This is a genomic window from Crossiella sp. CA198, assembly GCF_052078295.1.
Lineage (GTDB): Bacteria > Actinomycetota > Actinomycetes > Mycobacteriales > Pseudonocardiaceae > Crossiella.
In genome coordinates, this window is record NZ_JBQJIM010000033.1 from 1 (window position 1) to 15,443 (window position 15,443).

Below are 15,443 nucleotides of genomic sequence, written 5' to 3' on the forward strand. Positions count from 1 at the left end.
GATCGCGCAACGACTCAACCGCAGACCACGCATGACACTGGGCTGGGACAACCCAGCCCAGCGCATGCATACGCTCCTGGCCCAGCATCGCTAGCCCACCGTGACGCAACAACCGCTAGAAACCACCTTGTCGTACACAGTGTTGGCCGTTGTGGGTACTCGGCGTCCATGTTAGAACACACGCTTACCTGACAAACGCCTGAGTCAGTTGGTTAGCGTCCCCCTTGTCATGTCGCCAGGGGGGAAATAAATGGATTTCAAATACAAGCGGGTGGGTGCGCTGGTGGTCGGTTTGGCTGCCGCCATCGCGGTAAGTGGCCAGCCGGCCTCCGCTGCGACCCCGCCAGGCGGGGCCCAGCGAGCGGGTAATCTCAAGACTTGTCAGGGCGGACTCGTTCCCGGCGGGCAAGGCGTGTCCACTCCGAATGTCGAACAGGCCACCTTCGCCAGGAAGGTCGCGGCCAAGACACGGACGGTGGCGGAGCTTGCCGTTGTCCGCCAGGAGTCCCCTGAACAGCTGATTGGCTCCTCGACGCTGTCCCTTGTCCGGAATGGTGGGAAGTCGGCCGTTCAGGTCGGCTTCCCTCAAGACGGCAACAGTCGGATCAATAGTGGCGGCGTGGTCGTGGAACTGGGCAGCGGCGCGGTCATTGTCGAGAAGTCCATGGTGGCGTCCACTTCGGAACAGGAGTTGCGCGCAGGACACGGCCAGGTCGACGTCAAGACCAACCGCACCGTGGTTGTGGTGTCTGGCGAGAAGATCGCACGGGAGTTGTCCAAGTTCGAACACGCCGTGTCCGGAGACATGGGTGGACAGGTCGTACTCTATGGTGGCGTGGACGATTTCCAATCATGTCTGGCTGCCGCCGGATTCACCATTGGTTGGATCGCGCTCATCGCGGCGGTTGTCGGCTGTGGGACCATCTGTGCTGCCATCATCTCCGGGGGTGTCACATCGGCGGCAGCGCCGTGGGTTTGCGCCGGATGTATCACGGTCGCCACCGGAGTTCCGGCGTACGTGATCACCGAGTGTATCAATAGATTCTGGAAATGAGTGTGATGCCAGGTTTCGCTCGTGAGTGAGATCGGTTGGATGGCGGTCATGTTCGAGCTGCTGGCCATCGCTGCGACAATCGCGCAATCGCGATCATTGGCCCGAACATTGCCCAGGACGCCTGCCCGCACGAAGGCTGTTCTGTGGCCGGGTGTCGGTATGTTCTGCTTCCTGAGCATGGCGAGTGCGGCATTGGTCGGTGCGGCCTGGTCTGTAGCCGTTGGTCTGGGCCTTTTCGCGCTGTGTCTGGCCGGTTTGCTGCTCGCGATAGTCATGGGCGGGTTGGCGGTGGTTTCCCGGCGGCGTCACCACGGTTGAGCCGGGCGTTCGCGTACGCCACGCTGGCCGCGGGCCGTCCGTAACGGCCAACGTGCCGTACGAGTTCGGCCAACACTCGGGGTGGGTTGGGTTGGGTTAGCCGACTGTGGCGTGGATGAAGCACCAGCGCCATTTTTCGCCGGGCTCGAAGCTGCGCATCACGGGGTGCTGGCTGTCGCGGAAGTGGGCGGTGGCGTGCTGGCTGGGGCTGGAGTCGCAGCAGGCGACGTGGCCGCAGGTCAGGCAGAGGCGGAGGTGGACCCAGTTGGTGGTGCCTTCGGCCAGGCAGTCCTCGCAGCCTTCCTCGCTGCCAGGGGGGACGTGGTACGGGGCGGACTTGAGGTGTTTGCAGACCAGCGTGCTGCTGGGGGCCTTGAGCCAGCCGGTGCCGGGGTCGGTGACCAGCTGCGTGGAGCGGTCCAGCATGGATTCCTCGATGGCGAGCATGTCCAGCACCCGGCGCAGCACGATGTCGTCCGCTGCCTTGCGGTCGCGTGCGTCCAGCAGAGTGTCCATTTCGGACTCCAGCATGGCGCGGCGGAGTCTGCGGTAGGCGAAGCTGGGGGTTTCCAGGTCGTCGTCGGGGCGGCCGAGGGTTTCCCAGGCGGCGTTGACCCGGTTGTTCAGGCGGGTGCGCAGGCGCTCCAGGACTTCGGGGGTGTCCTCGGGGCGGGTTTCCTTTTCCAGGCGCTCCAGTGCCGCGGTGGTCATGGCCTGGAGCAGGACCGCTTCCTGCAGGGCGTCCTGGGCTGGGTCGGGGGCGGGGAGTTTGAGTTTGCGCACCAGCCAGGGCAGGGAACCGCCTTGCAGCAGCAGGGTTCCGGCCACCACCACGAACGCGGCGAGCACCAGCACCGGGCGTTGGGGGGTGTTCTCGGGCAGGACGAACACCGCGGCCAGGGTCACCACGCCGCGCATGCCGGCCCAGGCGGTCACCGCCGAGTACCGCCAGCGCCAGGACTTGCGGCCGAAAGCCTTGCGCAGCAACGTGATGCCGACCATCCACAGGATCCGGGTGAGGATCGTGGCGGCCAGTACCAGGCCGCAGGCCAGGACCAGGGTGCCCAGGGACAGGTCGGTTTCGGCGACCTCGGTGAGGATGCGGCGCAGTTGCAGGCCGATGAGCAGGAAGACGACGTTTTCCAGCAGGAACTGGATGGTCTGCCAGTTGACCGTGCTGGCGATGCGGGCCGCGCCGTTGAGCATCCGGGGTTCCCGGTGGCCCAGCATCAGGCCGGCGATCACCACGGCGAGCACCCCGGAGCCGTGCACGGCCTCGGCCGCGACGTAGGCGGCGTAGGGCACGACCAGGGACACGCCGGTGTCGAACACCGGGTCCTGCAGCCGGGTGCGCAGGAATCCGGCCACGTAGCCGACGATCAGGCCGAGCAGCACCCCGGCGCCTGCGGCGAGCAGGAAGTTGCCGCCGACCTGCCAGAAGGTGACCGCCCCCGCCATGGCCGCGATCGCGGTGCGCAGCGCGACCAGCGCGGCCGCGTCGTTGACCAGGCTCTCGCCCTCCAGCACCCGCACGATCGTGCGCGGCAGGCCGACCCGCCGGGCCACCGCGGTCGCGGCCACCGCGTCGGGTGGGGCGACCACCGCGCCGAGGGCGAAGGCGGCGGCCAGGGGCACGCCGGGGATGGCGAGCCAGGCGACCGCGCCGACGCCGAGCGTGGTGAACACGACCAGGCCGACCGAGAGCAACCCGATCGGGCCCCGGTTGGCCCGGAAGTCGATCAGCGAGGTGCGGATCGCGGTGGCGTAGAGCAGCGGCGGCAGCAGGCCGATGAGCACCACGTCCGGGTTGAGCGCGTAGTCGGGCACCCCGGGGATGAAGGACACCGCGACGCCGACCACGATCAGGCACAGTGGCGCCGACAGGTTCAGCACCTTCGCCAGGAAGGTCACCGCGAGCACCGCGACGACCAGCCCGATGATCTCCAGCGCGATCTCCATGGCGCACAGCATCCCGCACGACTGGCCTGGTCACCGCATGAGCCACGGCTTTTGTCGGTGGGCGTGGCTAGGTTTGCGTACGTGCTCCGAACGCTCGCGATCGAGAACTACCGCTCCCTGCGTCACCTGGTGCTGCCGTTGCGCCAGCTCAACCTGGTCACCGGCGCCAACGGCAGTGGCAAGTCCAGCCTGTACCGGGCGTTACGGCTGCTCGCCGACGCCGCCCGCAACGGCGCGGTCACCGCGCTGGCCAGGGAGGGCGGGTTGCAGTCCACGTTGTGGGCGGGACCCGCGGTGATCGGCCGGGGTGTGCGCGAGGGCCGGTACGCGGTGCAGGGCACGGTGCGCAGGGAGCCGGTCGGGTTGCGGCTGGGCTTCGCCGGGGACGACTTCGGATACTCGCTGGATCTGGGCCTGCCGCAGCCGGGGGAGACCGCGTTCGCGCTGGACCCGGAGATCAAGGGCGAGGCGGTGTGGCGCGGGCCGGTGTACAAGCAGAACGGGCTGTTCGCCGAGCGGCGCAACGGCGCGGTGCTGCTGCGCGGGGCGAGCGGGGCCTGGGGCGAGGACACCTTCCGGATCCGGCCGTATGACAGCCTGCTCAGCGAGTTCACCGATCCGCGGGTGGCGCCGGAGGTGATGGTGCTGCGCGAGCGGATCCGGTCCTGGCGCTTCTACGACCACTTCCGCACCGACGCCGACGCCCCCGCCCGGCAGGCCCGCCTGGGCACCCGCACCCCGGTGCTCAGCCAGGACGGCGCGGACCTGGCCGCCGCGGTGCAGACGATCACCGAGATCGGCGACACCGACGCGCTGGATCTGGCCATCGAGGACGCCTTCCCCGGTTCCCAGGTGACGGTTGGGCATGCGGACGGGCGGTTCGAGCTGTCCCTGCGCCAGCACGGGTTGTTGCGGCCGTTGCGCGCGGCCGAGCTGTCCGACGGCACCCTGCGCTACCTGCTGTGGGTGGCCGCGCTGCTCAGCCCGCGCATCCCGGAGCTGTTCGTGCTCAACGAGCCCGAGACCAGCCTGCACCCCGATCTGCTGCCCTCGCTGGCCCGGCTGATCGTCACCGCGGCGAAGAACACCCAGGTCGTGGTGGTCTCGCACGCCCGCCCGCTGATCGCCGCGATCGAGGCGGGCGCGGCGGAGATGGGCACCGACCTCGGTGCGGTGCGGCTGGTCAAGGACCTGGGGGAGACCACGATCGAGGGACAGGGCCGCCTGGACCAGCCGTCCTGGCACTGGCCCAAGCGGTAGCCCGGTCACCAGCGGTCGGGCGTTCGTACCAGTTGGGCCAACTCGTACGCCCGTTTGGGCAAAACCGGCGTACCAGTTGGGCCAACTCGCCGGAAGAGGGGTGGGGCGGGGGTGTCTGGCGAGGTGGGGGTGGGTGGTGGACAGAATGGGGGCATGTCGACTTTGTTCTCCCGGATCATCGCCGGTGAGCTGCCTGGGCGGTTCGTGTGGCGCGAGGCCGGGGTCTCCGCGTTTCTGAGCATCGCGCCGTTGCGGCCGGGGCACACGCTCGTCGTGCCGCATGCCGAGATCGACCAGTGGACCCAGGCCGAGCCGGAACTGCTCGGTCGCTGTATGGCAATCGCACAGGTCATCGGGCAGGGTGTGCAGCGTGCGTGGGCGGCGCCGCGGGCCGGGCTGATCGTGGCCGGGTTCGAGGTGCCGCACCTGCACGTGCATGTGTCGCCGGTGTGGGACATGGACGACTTCGACTTCACGCGGGTAGAGATGGAACCGGACGGCGCGAAGTTGGACGACGCTCTGCACCGGCTGCGGGTGGCCCTGCGCGAGCTGGGTCACGAGGAACACGTGCCCGCCGACTAGGCGGGCGGACAGGGGGAACCCGGTGCGGCGGATGTTCTGGAAGCTGCTGCGTGGGAAGGCCGAGCGGGCGCGGACCCGGTCGGCCAAGCTGGTCACGGCCTCGGGCGCGCACGCGGAGTGGGCGGCCGGGTTCACCGACGCCGAGCTGACCGCGGCCGCCGCCGAGCACGTCGACGACCTGTTGAAGTTCCTGGCGCTCGCCCGCGAGGCCGCCGACCGCGCCCTGGGTGAGCGGCCCTTCGACGAACAACTGCTCGGCGCGGCCCGGCTGCTGGCCGGGGACGTGGTGGAGATGGCCACCGGTGAGGGCAAGACCCTGTCCGGGGCCATCGCCGCGGCCGCCTTCGCGCTGCGCGGCCGCACCGTGCACGTGGTCTCGGTCAACGACTACCTGGCCCGCCGCGACGCCGAGTGGATGGCGCCGCTCTACGCGCTCTTCGGCGTCACCGCGGGCTGGGTCGGATCGGTGTCCACCAAGGCCGAGCGCCGGGAGGCCTACGCCGCCCAGGTCACCTACGCGCCGGTCAGTGAGATCGGGTTCGACCTGTTGCGCGACCGGCTGGCCACCTCGGTGGCAGCCCTGGTCGCGCCGGAGAACGATGTCGCGATCGTGGACGAGGCCGACTCGGTGCTCGTCGACGAGGCCAGGGTGCCGCTGGTGCTGGCCGGCGCCGCCGAGGGCGTCGCGCCGTCGCGCTCGATCACCGAACTGGTCCGCACGCTGCGACCCGGGGTGGACTTCACCGGCGACCAGGAGGGTCGCAACGTCGCGCTCACCGATGTCGGCGCGGCCGTGGTCGAGGCCTCCCTGGAGATCGACCTCTACTCCGAGGAGCACATCTCGAGCACGCTGACCCTGGTCAACCTGGCGCTGCACGCCCGAGTGCTGCTGATCAAGGACGTGCACTACCTGGTCAAGGACGGCCAGGTGCACCTGATCAACGAGTCCCGCGGCCGGGTGGCCAACCTGCAGCGCTGGCCGGACGGCCTGCAGGCCGCGGTGGAGGCCAAGGAGGGCCTGGCGCCGAGTGAGTCCGGCGAGGTGCTGGACACCATGACCGTGCAGGGCCTGATCCGCCGGTACAAGACCGTCTGCGGCATGACCGGCACCGCCGTGGTCGCCGCCGAACAGCTCCAGACCTTCTACAACCTGGAAGTCGCCAAGATCCCGCCGCACCGGCCGTTCGTGCGGGTGGACGAGCCGGATCGCCTCTTCGACACCGTCGAGGAGAAGGAGACCGCGATCGTCGAGCACGTGCTCGAAGTGCACGCCACCGGCCAGCCGATCCTGCTCGGCACCCTGGACGTGGCCGAATCCGAGCGGCTGGCCGAACGGCTGCGCGCGGCGGGCGTGGAGTGCACCGTGCTCAACGCCAAGAACGACGCCAAGGAAGCCGCGATCATCGCCGAGGCAGGCACCTACGGCACGGTCACCGTGTCCACCCAGATGGCGGGGCGCGGCACCGACATCCGCCTGGGCGGCGCGGACCAGCACGACGCCGAACGAGTCCGGGAGACCGGCGGCCTCTACGTCATCGGCACCGGCCGCCAGCTCAGCCGCCGCCTGGACGACCAGCTCCGCGGCCGCGCCGGCAGGCAGGGCGACCCGGGTCGCTCGGTGTTCTTCGTCAGCCTCACCGACGAGCTGGTGCTGCGCTACGGCCCGGTGCGCAACCCCAGGATGATCGACCACCTGCAGCGGGTGGCCGACGCGGAGATGCTCACCACGCACAGCAACACCTGGCGCTACAACCAGCTCCTGGAACACCAGCGCGACCAGCTGGCCAAGGACCGCGACGAGGTGCTGCGCACCGACCGGGCGCTCAAGGACCTGGAAGAGCCCTGCGCCGAGCGGCTCAAGGAACTGCGTGCCGCGGACATCCCGGAGGACGTGCTGACCGAGGCGGCCCGCCGGGTCACCCTGCACCACATGGACCGCTGCTGGGCCGACCACCTCGCGCTGCTCGCCGAACTCCGCGAGACCATCCACCTGCGCGCGCTGGCCAGGGAGAACCCCCTCGACGAGTTCCACCGGGTGGCCATCCCGGCCTTCCGCCAGGAACTCCCGGCCGAACTGACCGCGCGCACCGTGGAGACCTTCGACGCGCTGCCGATCACCGCCGAGGGCGCCGACCTGCCAGCCGCCGGGATCATCCGCCCCACCTCCACCTGGACCTACATGGTGCAGGACAACCCCAGCGGCTCCGGGCTGAGCCGCACCATCGACGGCATCGCCAAGCTGGTGCGCCGTCGCTCCGGCGGGAAGGTCAGCGCACCGGCCGATACCTGAGCTGCACCACCCCGGACGCGCTGAACTCCCGGCTGCCCAGGAACTCCAGCGCCTCCGGGGCCGGCCGGAACACCGGCCGCCCCGCCCCCAGCAGCACCGGGTAGACCAGCAGCCGGTATTCGTCCACAAAGGACGCCAGCTCGCGTGCGGTCTCCGCTCCCGCGAAGACCGCGATATCCTTGCCCGACCCGGCTTTCAGCTCCCCGATCTCAGCCGCCAGGTCCGCGCCGATCCGCCGCGCGGGCGTCCAGTGCAGCTCGGGATCGCCGCGGGAGAGCACCAGCTTGGTGATCGAGTTCATCAGCCGGGTGTGCTCCCGGTCCACCGGCTTCCCGGTCGGCCCGTCCATCCAATACTCGGCCAGGTCCCGGTACGCGGTGTGCCCGAAGATCATCGCGTCGATCCCGCGCAACTGCTCGGCCATCAACTCGGCCATCTCCGGATCGTCCACCATGATCCAGTCCAGCTGACCGTCCGGCCCGGCCGCGAAGCCGTCCAGCGTCATCATGATCGACAGATACAGCTTCCGCATAAGTCCTCCTGATAGTTGTCCTCACCAGTTATGACTGTGATCGCGGGCAAAACTAATCGGTGCTACCATAACTTTTATTCTGGGGATGCATTGTCGCAGCTCAGAGGGCATGCGAAATAGACAATACGTGATTGGGGGAATTCCGTTGGCGACACAGATCGAGGCTTCAACCGAAATTCTGGAATACGTCCGCGCGGTCTCTTCGCGGGAGGATGACATCCTGCGGGAACTGCGCGAGGAGACCTCGGCCCTGCCTGGGGGCGGGGCTATGCAGGTGCTCGCGGAGGAGGGCCAGCTGCTCGGCCTGCTGGCCCGGCTGACCGGCGCGCGGGAGGTGCTGGAGATCGGCACCTTCACCGGCTACAGCACGCTGTGCCTGGCCAGGGCGCTGCCGCCGGGCGGGCGGGTGGTGACCCTGGACATCACCGACCGGTGGCCGAACTTCGGCGCGGCGTACTGGCGGCGGGCCGGGGTCGACGACCGGATCGAGCTGCGGGTGGGCCCGGCGGTGGACACGCTGGCCGGACTGCTCGCCGAACGCGGTCCGGGCACGGTGGACCTGGTGTTCATCGACGCCGACAAGGCCAGCTACGTGCGCTACTACGAGGCGGCGCTGGCGCTGGTCCGGCCCGGCGGGCTGATCCTGGTGGACAACACGCTGTTCTTCGGCCGGGTGCTCGACCCCGCGGCGCAGGACCCGGACACCGTGGCCATCCGGGAGCTGAACGAGTTGCTCCGGGACGACGAGCGGGTGGACATCTCGCTGCTGCCGGTGGCCGACGGGCTGACCCTGGCCCGCAAACGGGACTGAACCAGGCAGGTCGCCGGCGCCGCGATGGGAGGCGGCCGCCGGCGACCTGGTCCCGGCGACCAGCGGCCGGGGTTCAGGCGGTGCCGACACGGCCGGCCAGCTCCGGCGCCCGCAGTCGCATGGTGGCCGGGGCGGGCTGCCGGGCAGGCACCAGGTGCAGGCGTTGCAAACCGTCCAGTGTGGACGGTTCCACTGTGGACAGACAAACGCACGGGTCGGTGGTGAAACCGGCGAACCGATAGGCGATCTCCATCATCCGGTTGCGTTCGGTGCGCCGGAAATCGGCCACCAGGTGCACCCCGTTGCGCGCGGCCTGGTCGGCCAGCCAGTTCAGGATCACCGCGCCCGCGCCGAAGGAGACCACCCGGCAGGAGGTGGCCAGCAACTTGAGGTGCCAGGCCGCCGGACCGGTGCGCAGCAACAACACCCCGATCGCGCCGTGCGGGCCGAACCGGTCGGTCAGGGTGGCGGTGAGCACCTCGTGCCGCGGATCGGCGATCAGCCCGCGCAGGGTCTCATCGGAGTAGTGCACGCCGGTGGCGTTCATCTGGCTGGTGCGCAGGGTCAGCTCCTCCACCCTGGCCAGCTCGGCCGCGTCCGCCCGGCCGATGTCCATCCGCAGCTCCAGCGAGCGCAGGAAGTCCTGGTCTGAGCCGGCGAACTCGGCCTGCCCCGCCTCCCGTTTGAAGCCCGCGTCGTACATCTCGCGGCGGCGACGGGAGTCCGCGGTGATCGTGGCCGGGGTGAACTCGGGCAGCTCGGCCAGCCCCGTCGCGGCCTCGGCCGGGTAACAGCGCACCGTGGGCAGGTGGTGGTTGACCTCGGCGCGTTCGGTGGGCTGGTCGTCGATGAAGGCGATGGTGTCGTGGGCGAAGCGCAGCCGGTCGGCGATCTCGCGCACCGACACCGATTTGGCCTGCCAGCCGATCCGTGGCAGCAGGAAGTACCCGGCCAGGCCCAGCTCCTCGAGTTTGGCCCAGGCCAGGTCGTGGTCGTTCTTGCTGGCCACCGACTGCAGGATGCCGCGGGCGTCCAGGGTCTTGATCACGGTGCGGAGTTCCTCGGAGACTCCGACGTCGTCGCCCTCCAGCAGGGTGCCGTTCCAGAGTGTGTTGTCCAGGTCCCACACCAGGCACTTCACCGTCGACATCGGTCCTCCTCATGACACCGTGGCCAGCGCGTGGCCGGCCAGGATCAACTGGCAGATCTCGGTGCTGCCCTCGATCAGCTCCATCAGCTTCGCGTCGCGGTGCGCGCGCGCGACCACGTGCCCGTCCCTGGCCCCGGCCGAGGCCAGCACCTGCACCGCGGTGGCGGCGGCCTCGGCCGCCCTGGCCGCGCTGACGTGCTTGGCCAGCACGGTGGCGACCACCTGTTCCGGCGAGCCGCGGTCCCAGCAGTCGCTGGCGTGCTCACACGCCCTGGTCGCGATCTGCTCGGCCACCAGGAGTTCGGCCAGGTGCCGGGCCACCAGCTGGTGCTCGGCCAGCGGCACGCCGAACTGGACCCGGGTGCGGGCGTGCCGCACCGCGGCGTCCCGGCAGGCCCGCACGATCCCGGCGCAGCCCCAGGCCACCGACATCCGGCCGTAGGCCAGCGCGGTGGTCACCAGTAGCGACAACGGTTGCCCGCCGCCGCCGAGCAGATGGTCGGCGGGCAGCCGGACCTGGTCCAGGCGCACATCGGCGTGTCCGGCCGCGCGACAGCCCAGCGGATCGGCCACCAGCTCCACCGTGACGCCAGGCGCCGAGCGGGGCACCACGACCACGGCCCCGTCCTCCCCGAAGCGGCCGACGATCACCAGCAGGTCGGCGTAGGCGGCCGCGGTCATCCACACCTTCTGCCCGTCCAGCACCACCGAGTCCCCGTCCAGCCGGATCTCGGTGTCCATTGTGGACAGATCACTGCCCGCGCCAGGCTCGCTGAAGCCGACCGCCGCGCGGGCGCCCGCGGTCAGCCGGGGCAGGAAGTGCCGTCGTTGCGCGGCATCGCCGAGTCGCTGGACGGTCCAGGCGGCCATGCCCTGGGAGGTCATCACACTGCGCAGCGAACTGCACAGGCTGCCGGTGAACGCGGTCAGCTCACCGTTGTCCCGGCTGGAGAAACCCAGTCCGCCGTAGCCGGCGGGCACTTGCGCGCAGAGCAGGCCCCTGGCGCCCAGTTCGTCCAGGACCTTCTCCGGCAGTTCCCCGGCCAGGTCCCAGGCCTCGGCCTCGTCCCCGACCAGCCCGGCCACCCTGGCGCATTCCGCGGCCAGTTGCTCAGGCACGGTCGCTCACCGGCTCGGCCTGCCGCAACCGCAGCACCAGGCCGGTCATCCGGTCCACCGTGCGGAAGTTGTCCAGCTTCAGGTCGCCGCCGACGATGGCCACCCCGTAGGTCCCCTCCAGGTGCACCACCAGCTGCATGGCGAACATGGAGGAGACCAGCCCGGAGGCGAACAGGTCGTGGTCGGGGGCCACCGTGGTCTTCAGGGTGGCCGCCAGGTGCGCGGTCAGTTCCGCCGCGACGATCTCCGCGGTCTGCTCGGTGCTCACGGCTGCGCCTCTCCGTAGTCGTAGAATCCCTGGCCGCTCTTGCGGCCCAGTCGTCCCGCGCGCACGTGCGCGAGCAGGGTCTCGCAGGGCTGGTAGCCCGGGTTGCCGGTGCGCTCGGCCAGCACGGTGAGCGCGTCGGCGAGGTTGTCCAGGCCGATCAGGTCCGCGGTGCGCAGCGGACCGGTCGGATGACCGAGGCAGCCCTGCATCAGCGTGTCCACGTCCTCGGCCGAGGCAGTGCCCGCGCCGACGATCCGGGCCGCGTCGTTGATCATCGGGTGCAACAGGCGGCTGGTGACGAAGCCGGGGGAGTCCCCGACCACGACCGTGCGCCTGCCCAGCACCGACAGCAGCGTCTGCACCTTGGCCAGCACCTCGGGTGCGGTGCGTGGGCCGCGCACCACCTCGGCCATGCCGATCAGGTACGGCGGGTTCATGAAGTGGGTGCCGACCAGCTCGCCCGGCCGCAGCGCCGCACCGGCCAGCTCGTCGATCGGGATGCCGGAGGTGTTGGACACCAACGGGGTGCCGGGCCGGGTCAGCGCGGAGACCTCGGTGAGCACCTTGGCCTTGACCGCGGGGTCCTCGGTGATCGCCTCGATGACCACCCCGGCATCGGCCGTCGAGTCCAGGGTCAGGCTGGTGCGCAGTTCGGCGGTGGCGCGTCCGGTTGGCAGCGCGTCCATCAGCCGGGCCAGCCGCAGCTGGTGCCCGATGCTCGCCCTGGCCCGGTCGAGCACCGTCGCCGAGACGTCGACCAGGGTGACCGGGACGCCGTGCCCGATCGCCAGCGCGCTGATGCCCGCGCCCATAGTGCCTGCCCCGAGCACGGTGAGCCGGGTGGCGGATGTGGTTGTGGCCAAAGCGGGTTCCTCCGTGCGGTCCGGGTGCGCACAACCTCGCGTGCCGACCCCGCGCGGCAACACGACGTTGGCGCGACGTTGTCCCCACGCTGCGCCGCGCATCCGGCGAACGTGGGTCAAACGTCGAATCGGCGACCTGTCCCGCTCGGGTCTCCGGCGGCCACGCTCTGCCCGACCCGCTTGACATCCGGCACGGAGAGGACCCCTGCCATGACCGCGTTTCGCACCGTCTGGGTGCTCGGCCTGGGCACGGTCGGCGCCGAGCTGGCCGCCCTGTTCGCCCAGCACGGGCACCAGGTGATCGGCATCGAGGCCGACCCGGTCGCACTGGCCCACGCGGTGGAGCGGATGCCGGCCGTGGACGGGAACCTCGGCCTCACCGTCGAGCCGGCCGGCGCGCCGCCGCCGGACCTGGTGATCGAGGCGTTGCCCGAGCAGGCCGAGCTGAAACTCGCGATGTTGCGGCGGGTCAACGAACTCTGCGGCCCGGACACCGTCTTCGCCACCACCACCGCCGGGTTCTCGGTCACCGAGCTGGCCCTGGAGAGCGGGCGGCTGACCCGCACCGTCGGCCTGCAACCCGGGGCCGAGGTGCTGGAACTGGTGTGCACCCCGGTCACCGAGGAATCCGTGCGCCAGGCCATGCGCGCGCTGATCACCTCGCTCGGCCGGACCCCGGTGCTGGTCAGCGATCACCCCGGCTTCATCGGCAGTTCGCTGCTGCTGCGCTACCTCAACCGCTCGGCCGCGCTGTGCGAGGAGGGCTACGCCAGCCCCGCCGACGTCGACGTGGCGATGACCCTGGGCTGTGGCCTGAAAATCGGCCCGATGGCCCAGCTGGACCGGATGGGCCTGGACGTGGCCGCGGCCGGTCTGCGCGCGCTGGCCGAGCGCACCGGCGACCGGTCCTACCTGCCGGCCCCGATCCTGGACCGCCTGGTGGCGCAGGGCAGGCTGGGCCGCAAGTCCGGCAGCGGCTTCCACAACTACGAGTCCACAGTGGACGACGCCCCGCCGCCGCTCGCCGCGCGGGCTCGCCCGGTGCGGCGGATCGGTGTGGTCGGCTCGGGCACGATGGCCACCGGCGTGGCCGAGGTGAGCGCGGCCGCGGGGTATGACACCGTGCTCATCGCCCGCACCGACCTGCGTGCCAAACAGGTCACCGCGGCCGTGGAACGCTCGCTGGACCGCCGGGTGCGCAAGGGAAAGCTCACCGCGGAACAGCTCTCCGCCATCATGGACAGGCTGGTCTGCGGCACCGAGATGGACGCGCTGGCCGACTGCGATCTGGTGGTCGAGGCGGTCGCCGAGGACCTCGCGGTCAAACAGGCCGTCTTCGCCGAACTGGACCGGGTGGCCCGGCCCGGCGCGGTGCTGGCCACCATCACCTCCAGCCTGTCGGTGACCGACTGCGCCGCCGCCACCAGCCGCCCGCAGGACGTGATCGGCCTGCACTTCTTCAACCCGGCGCCGGTGATGCGCCTGGTCGAGGTGGTGCACACCAATCTCAGCGCGCCCGATGCGGTGGCCACCGGGATCAGCCTGGCCACCGCGCTGGGCAAGCGCCCGGTGTGCTGCGGGGACCGGGCCGGGTTCGTGGTGAACCGATTGTTGTTGCCCTACCTCAACGACGCGGTCGCGCTGGCACACCGGCAGCACCTGGCCATCGCCGACGTCGACCGGGTCATGGCCGGTGCACACGGTTTCCCGCTGGGCCCGTTCCAGTTGCAGGACATGATCGGCCTGGATGTCTGCCTGGCCACCGTGATCCGGCTGCACGAGGTCTTCCGCGACCCCGGCCTGACCCCCGCCGAACCGCTGCGCCAGCTGGTCGCGGCCGGTCACCTCGGCCGCAAGACCGGCCGGGGCTTCTATCCGCACGAGTCCGCCTGACCGCACCCGATTCGAAACAGCTTGGGGGACAACAGCATGACCTCCGTCCACACCGAGGACCTGCCCGAGCAGGACATCCCGGAGCACTACACCGCGGCCCATCTGCGCGCCGAGGACGTCGGCATGTTCGCCGGCCAGCCGGACAAGGACGTGCGCCGCTCGCTGCGGGTCGGCCAGGTGCCGATGCCCGAACTGGCGCCGGATGAGGTGCTGGTGGCCATGATGGCCAGCGCCATCAACTACAACACCCTGTGGTCGGCGACCTTCGAGCCCGTCTCCACCTTCGGGTTCCTGCAGAAGTACGCCAAACAGGGCCGCTGGGAGAGCAGGCACGACCAGCCCTACCAGGTGGTCGGTTCCGACGGCGCGGGCGTGATCGTCAAAGTGGGTGACGGGGTGCGGCGCTGGCAGCGCGGCAACCACGTGCTGATCAGCCCGGTCCAGGCCGACGACCAGGACCCGGTCACGCACGCCGACGCGATGATCAGCGGGCAGCAGCGGGTGTGGGGCTTCGAGACCAACTTCGGCGGACTGGCCGAGTACGCGGTGGTCCGGGCCTCTCAGCTGATCCCCAAGCCGGGGCACCTGTCCTGGGAGGAGGCCGCGAGCATGCCGCTGTGCAACAGCACCGCCTACCGGATGCTGGTCAGCGAGCGCGGCGCCCGGATGAAGCAGGGCGATGTGGTGCTGGTGTGGGGCGCGGCGGGCGGCCTTGGCGTGCACGCGGTACAGATGGTCAAGAACGGTGGTGGCATCGCGGTCGCGGTGGTCGGCTCGGCGCGCAAGGCCGAGGTGGTGCGCAAGCTCGGCGCCGATGTGGTGATCGACCGGACGGAGATCGGTCTCGGCGAGGGCGACGGGCACGACCCGGCCGCGGTGCTGGCCGCGGGCAAGCGACTGGGCGGGTTGATCCGCAAGCACACCGGCGAGGACCCGCACATCGCCTTCGACTACGTCGGCCAGGCCACCTTCGGCACCTCGGTGTTCGTGGTGCGCCGCGGTGGCGTGGTGGTCACCTGCGGCTCCAGCACCGGGTACCAGCACCAGTACGACAACCGCTACCTGTGGATGAAGCTCAATCGGGTCATCGGCAGCCACGGCGCGAACCTGCAGGAGCAGTGGGAGGCCAACCGGCTGGCCGAACTGGGCCAGGTGGTGCCGGTGCTCAGCGGGGTCTACCCGCTCGGCGAGGTCGGCGAGGCGGCCCGGCTGGTGCAGCGCAACCAGCACATCGGCAAGGTCGGCGTGCTCTGCCAGGCAACGGAACCAGGGCAGGGGATCACCGATCCGGCGGCCAGGGCACGCATCGGCGAGGCGCGGCTGCGGCCGCTGGAGGGCTGAGCC

14 protein-coding genes are annotated in these 15,443 nt (G+C 70.4%); 8 read left to right on the forward strand and 6 right to left on the reverse strand.

Features of this window, described 5'->3' with window-relative positions; genetic code table 11:
- Positions 1-250: 250 nt before the first annotated feature.
- On the forward strand, positions 251-1,054 hold the full coding sequence (locus tag ACTOWY_RS38830; RefSeq protein WP_441314588.1) for a hypothetical protein: 804 nt from the start codon (positions 251-253) through the stop codon (positions 1,052-1,054).
- Between the two features lie 21 nt (positions 1,055-1,075).
- On the forward strand, positions 1,076-1,372 hold the full coding sequence (locus ACTOWY_RS38835) for a hypothetical protein (RefSeq protein WP_441314589.1): 297 nt from the start codon (positions 1,076-1,078) through the stop codon (positions 1,370-1,372).
- Between the two features lie 96 nt (positions 1,373-1,468).
- On the opposite strand, the gene ACTOWY_RS38840 is transcribed toward ACTOWY_RS38835, so the two are convergent.
- Entirely contained in the window at positions 1,469-3,331 is a 1,863-nt protein-coding gene (locus ACTOWY_RS38840; protein ID WP_441314590.1) for a Na+/H+ antiporter, read from the reverse strand.
- A gap of 81 nt (positions 3,332-3,412) precedes the next feature.
- On the opposite strand from ACTOWY_RS38840, the gene ACTOWY_RS38845 reads away from it, so the two are divergent.
- The 3 genes from ACTOWY_RS38845 (at position 3,413) to secA2 (ending at position 7,463) form a co-directional block, all read left to right on the forward strand.
- On the forward strand, positions 3,413-4,591 hold the full coding sequence (locus tag ACTOWY_RS38845) for an AAA family ATPase (RefSeq protein ID WP_441314591.1): 1,179 nt from the start codon (positions 3,413-3,415) through the stop codon (positions 4,589-4,591).
- A gap of 153 nt (positions 4,592-4,744) precedes the next feature.
- Positions 4,745-5,173 carry an HIT family protein gene (locus tag ACTOWY_RS38850; RefSeq protein WP_441314592.1) on the forward strand — a complete coding sequence of 143 codons (429 nt, stop codon included), beginning with the start codon at positions 4,745-4,747 and terminating at the stop codon, positions 5,171-5,173.
- 31 nt (positions 5,174-5,204) lie between these two features.
- The gene (secA2, locus tag ACTOWY_RS38855) at positions 5,205-7,463 is read left to right on the forward strand and encodes an accessory Sec system translocase SecA2 (protein WP_441314593.1); all 2,259 of its coding nucleotides are present in this window, start codon (positions 5,205-5,207) and stop codon (positions 7,461-7,463) included.
- On the opposite strand, the gene ACTOWY_RS38860 is transcribed toward secA2, so the two are convergent.
- Entirely contained in the window at positions 7,441-7,995 is a 555-nt protein-coding gene (locus tag ACTOWY_RS38860; RefSeq protein WP_441314594.1) for a dihydrofolate reductase family protein, read from the reverse strand. The genes secA2 and ACTOWY_RS38860 overlap by 23 nt on opposite strands.
- Before the next feature lie 145 nt (positions 7,996-8,140).
- On the opposite strand from ACTOWY_RS38860, the gene ACTOWY_RS38865 reads away from it, so the two are divergent.
- On the forward strand, positions 8,141-8,806 hold the full coding sequence (locus ACTOWY_RS38865; protein ID WP_441314595.1) for an O-methyltransferase: 666 nt from the start codon (positions 8,141-8,143) through the stop codon (positions 8,804-8,806).
- Positions 8,807-8,879: 73 nt separating this feature from the next.
- On the opposite strand, the gene ACTOWY_RS38870 is transcribed toward ACTOWY_RS38865, so the two are convergent.
- The 4 genes from ACTOWY_RS38870 to ACTOWY_RS38885 are packed head-to-tail and all read right to left on the reverse strand — an operon-like array spanning position 8,880 to position 12,206.
- A complete protein-coding gene (locus ACTOWY_RS38870; protein ID WP_441314596.1) occupies positions 8,880-9,956 on the reverse strand; it encodes an HAD-IIIC family phosphatase in 1,077 nt (358 codons plus the stop codon).
- A 9-nt stretch (positions 9,957-9,965) separates the two neighbouring features.
- Positions 9,966-11,075, reverse strand: a complete 1,110-nt coding sequence (locus ACTOWY_RS38875; RefSeq protein ID WP_441314597.1) for an acyl-CoA dehydrogenase family protein — start codon at positions 11,073-11,075, stop codon at positions 9,966-9,968.
- Positions 11,068-11,343 carry an acyl carrier protein gene (locus ACTOWY_RS38880; protein ID WP_441314598.1) on the reverse strand — a complete coding sequence of 92 codons (276 nt, stop codon included), beginning with the start codon at positions 11,341-11,343 and terminating at the stop codon, positions 11,068-11,070. Before ACTOWY_RS38880 ends, ACTOWY_RS38875 begins: the two co-directional genes overlap by 8 nt.
- Positions 11,340-12,206, reverse strand: a complete 867-nt coding sequence (locus ACTOWY_RS38885) for a 3-hydroxyacyl-CoA dehydrogenase family protein (protein ID WP_441314599.1) — start codon at positions 12,204-12,206, stop codon at positions 11,340-11,342. Before ACTOWY_RS38885 ends, ACTOWY_RS38880 begins: the two co-directional genes overlap by 4 nt.
- A 210-nt stretch (positions 12,207-12,416) precedes the next feature.
- Here ACTOWY_RS38885 and ACTOWY_RS38890 point away from each other — a divergent pair, with 210 nt between their 5' ends.
- Together ACTOWY_RS38890 and ccrA are read left to right on the forward strand one after the other, a co-directional pair.
- Complete coding sequence (locus ACTOWY_RS38890) at positions 12,417-14,099, forward strand: 3-hydroxyacyl-CoA dehydrogenase family protein (protein WP_441314600.1); 1,683 nt, start codon at positions 12,417-12,419, stop codon at positions 14,097-14,099.
- Between the two features lie 36 nt (positions 14,100-14,135).
- A complete protein-coding gene (ccrA, locus tag ACTOWY_RS38895; RefSeq protein WP_441314601.1) occupies positions 14,136-15,440 on the forward strand; it encodes a crotonyl-CoA carboxylase/reductase in 1,305 nt (434 codons plus the stop codon).
- Positions 15,441-15,443 lie beyond the last annotated feature (3 nt).

Coding starts and splice junctions, on each gene's coding strand:
- ACTOWY_RS38830 (WP_441314588.1), top strand. CDS start 251: ATGGATTTCAAATACAAGCGGGTGGGTGCGCTGGTGGTCGGTTTGGCT.
- ACTOWY_RS38840 (WP_441314590.1), bottom strand. CDS start 3,331: ATGGAGATCGCGCTGGAGATCATCGGGCTGGTCGTCGCGGTGCTCGCG.
- ACTOWY_RS38850 (WP_441314592.1), top strand. CDS start 4,745: ATGTCGACTTTGTTCTCCCGGATCATCGCCGGTGAGCTGCCTGGGCGG.
- secA2 (WP_441314593.1), top strand. CDS start 5,205: ATGTTCTGGAAGCTGCTGCGTGGGAAGGCCGAGCGGGCGCGGACCCGG.
- ACTOWY_RS38860 (WP_441314594.1), bottom strand. CDS start 7,995: ATGCGGAAGCTGTATCTGTCGATCATGATGACGCTGGACGGCTTCGCG.
- ACTOWY_RS38870 (WP_441314596.1), bottom strand. CDS start 9,956: ATGTCGACGGTGAAGTGCCTGGTGTGGGACCTGGACAACACACTCTGG.
- ACTOWY_RS38890 (WP_441314600.1), top strand. CDS start 12,417: ATGACCGCGTTTCGCACCGTCTGGGTGCTCGGCCTGGGCACGGTCGGC.
- ccrA (WP_441314601.1), top strand. CDS start 14,136: ATGACCTCCGTCCACACCGAGGACCTGCCCGAGCAGGACATCCCGGAG.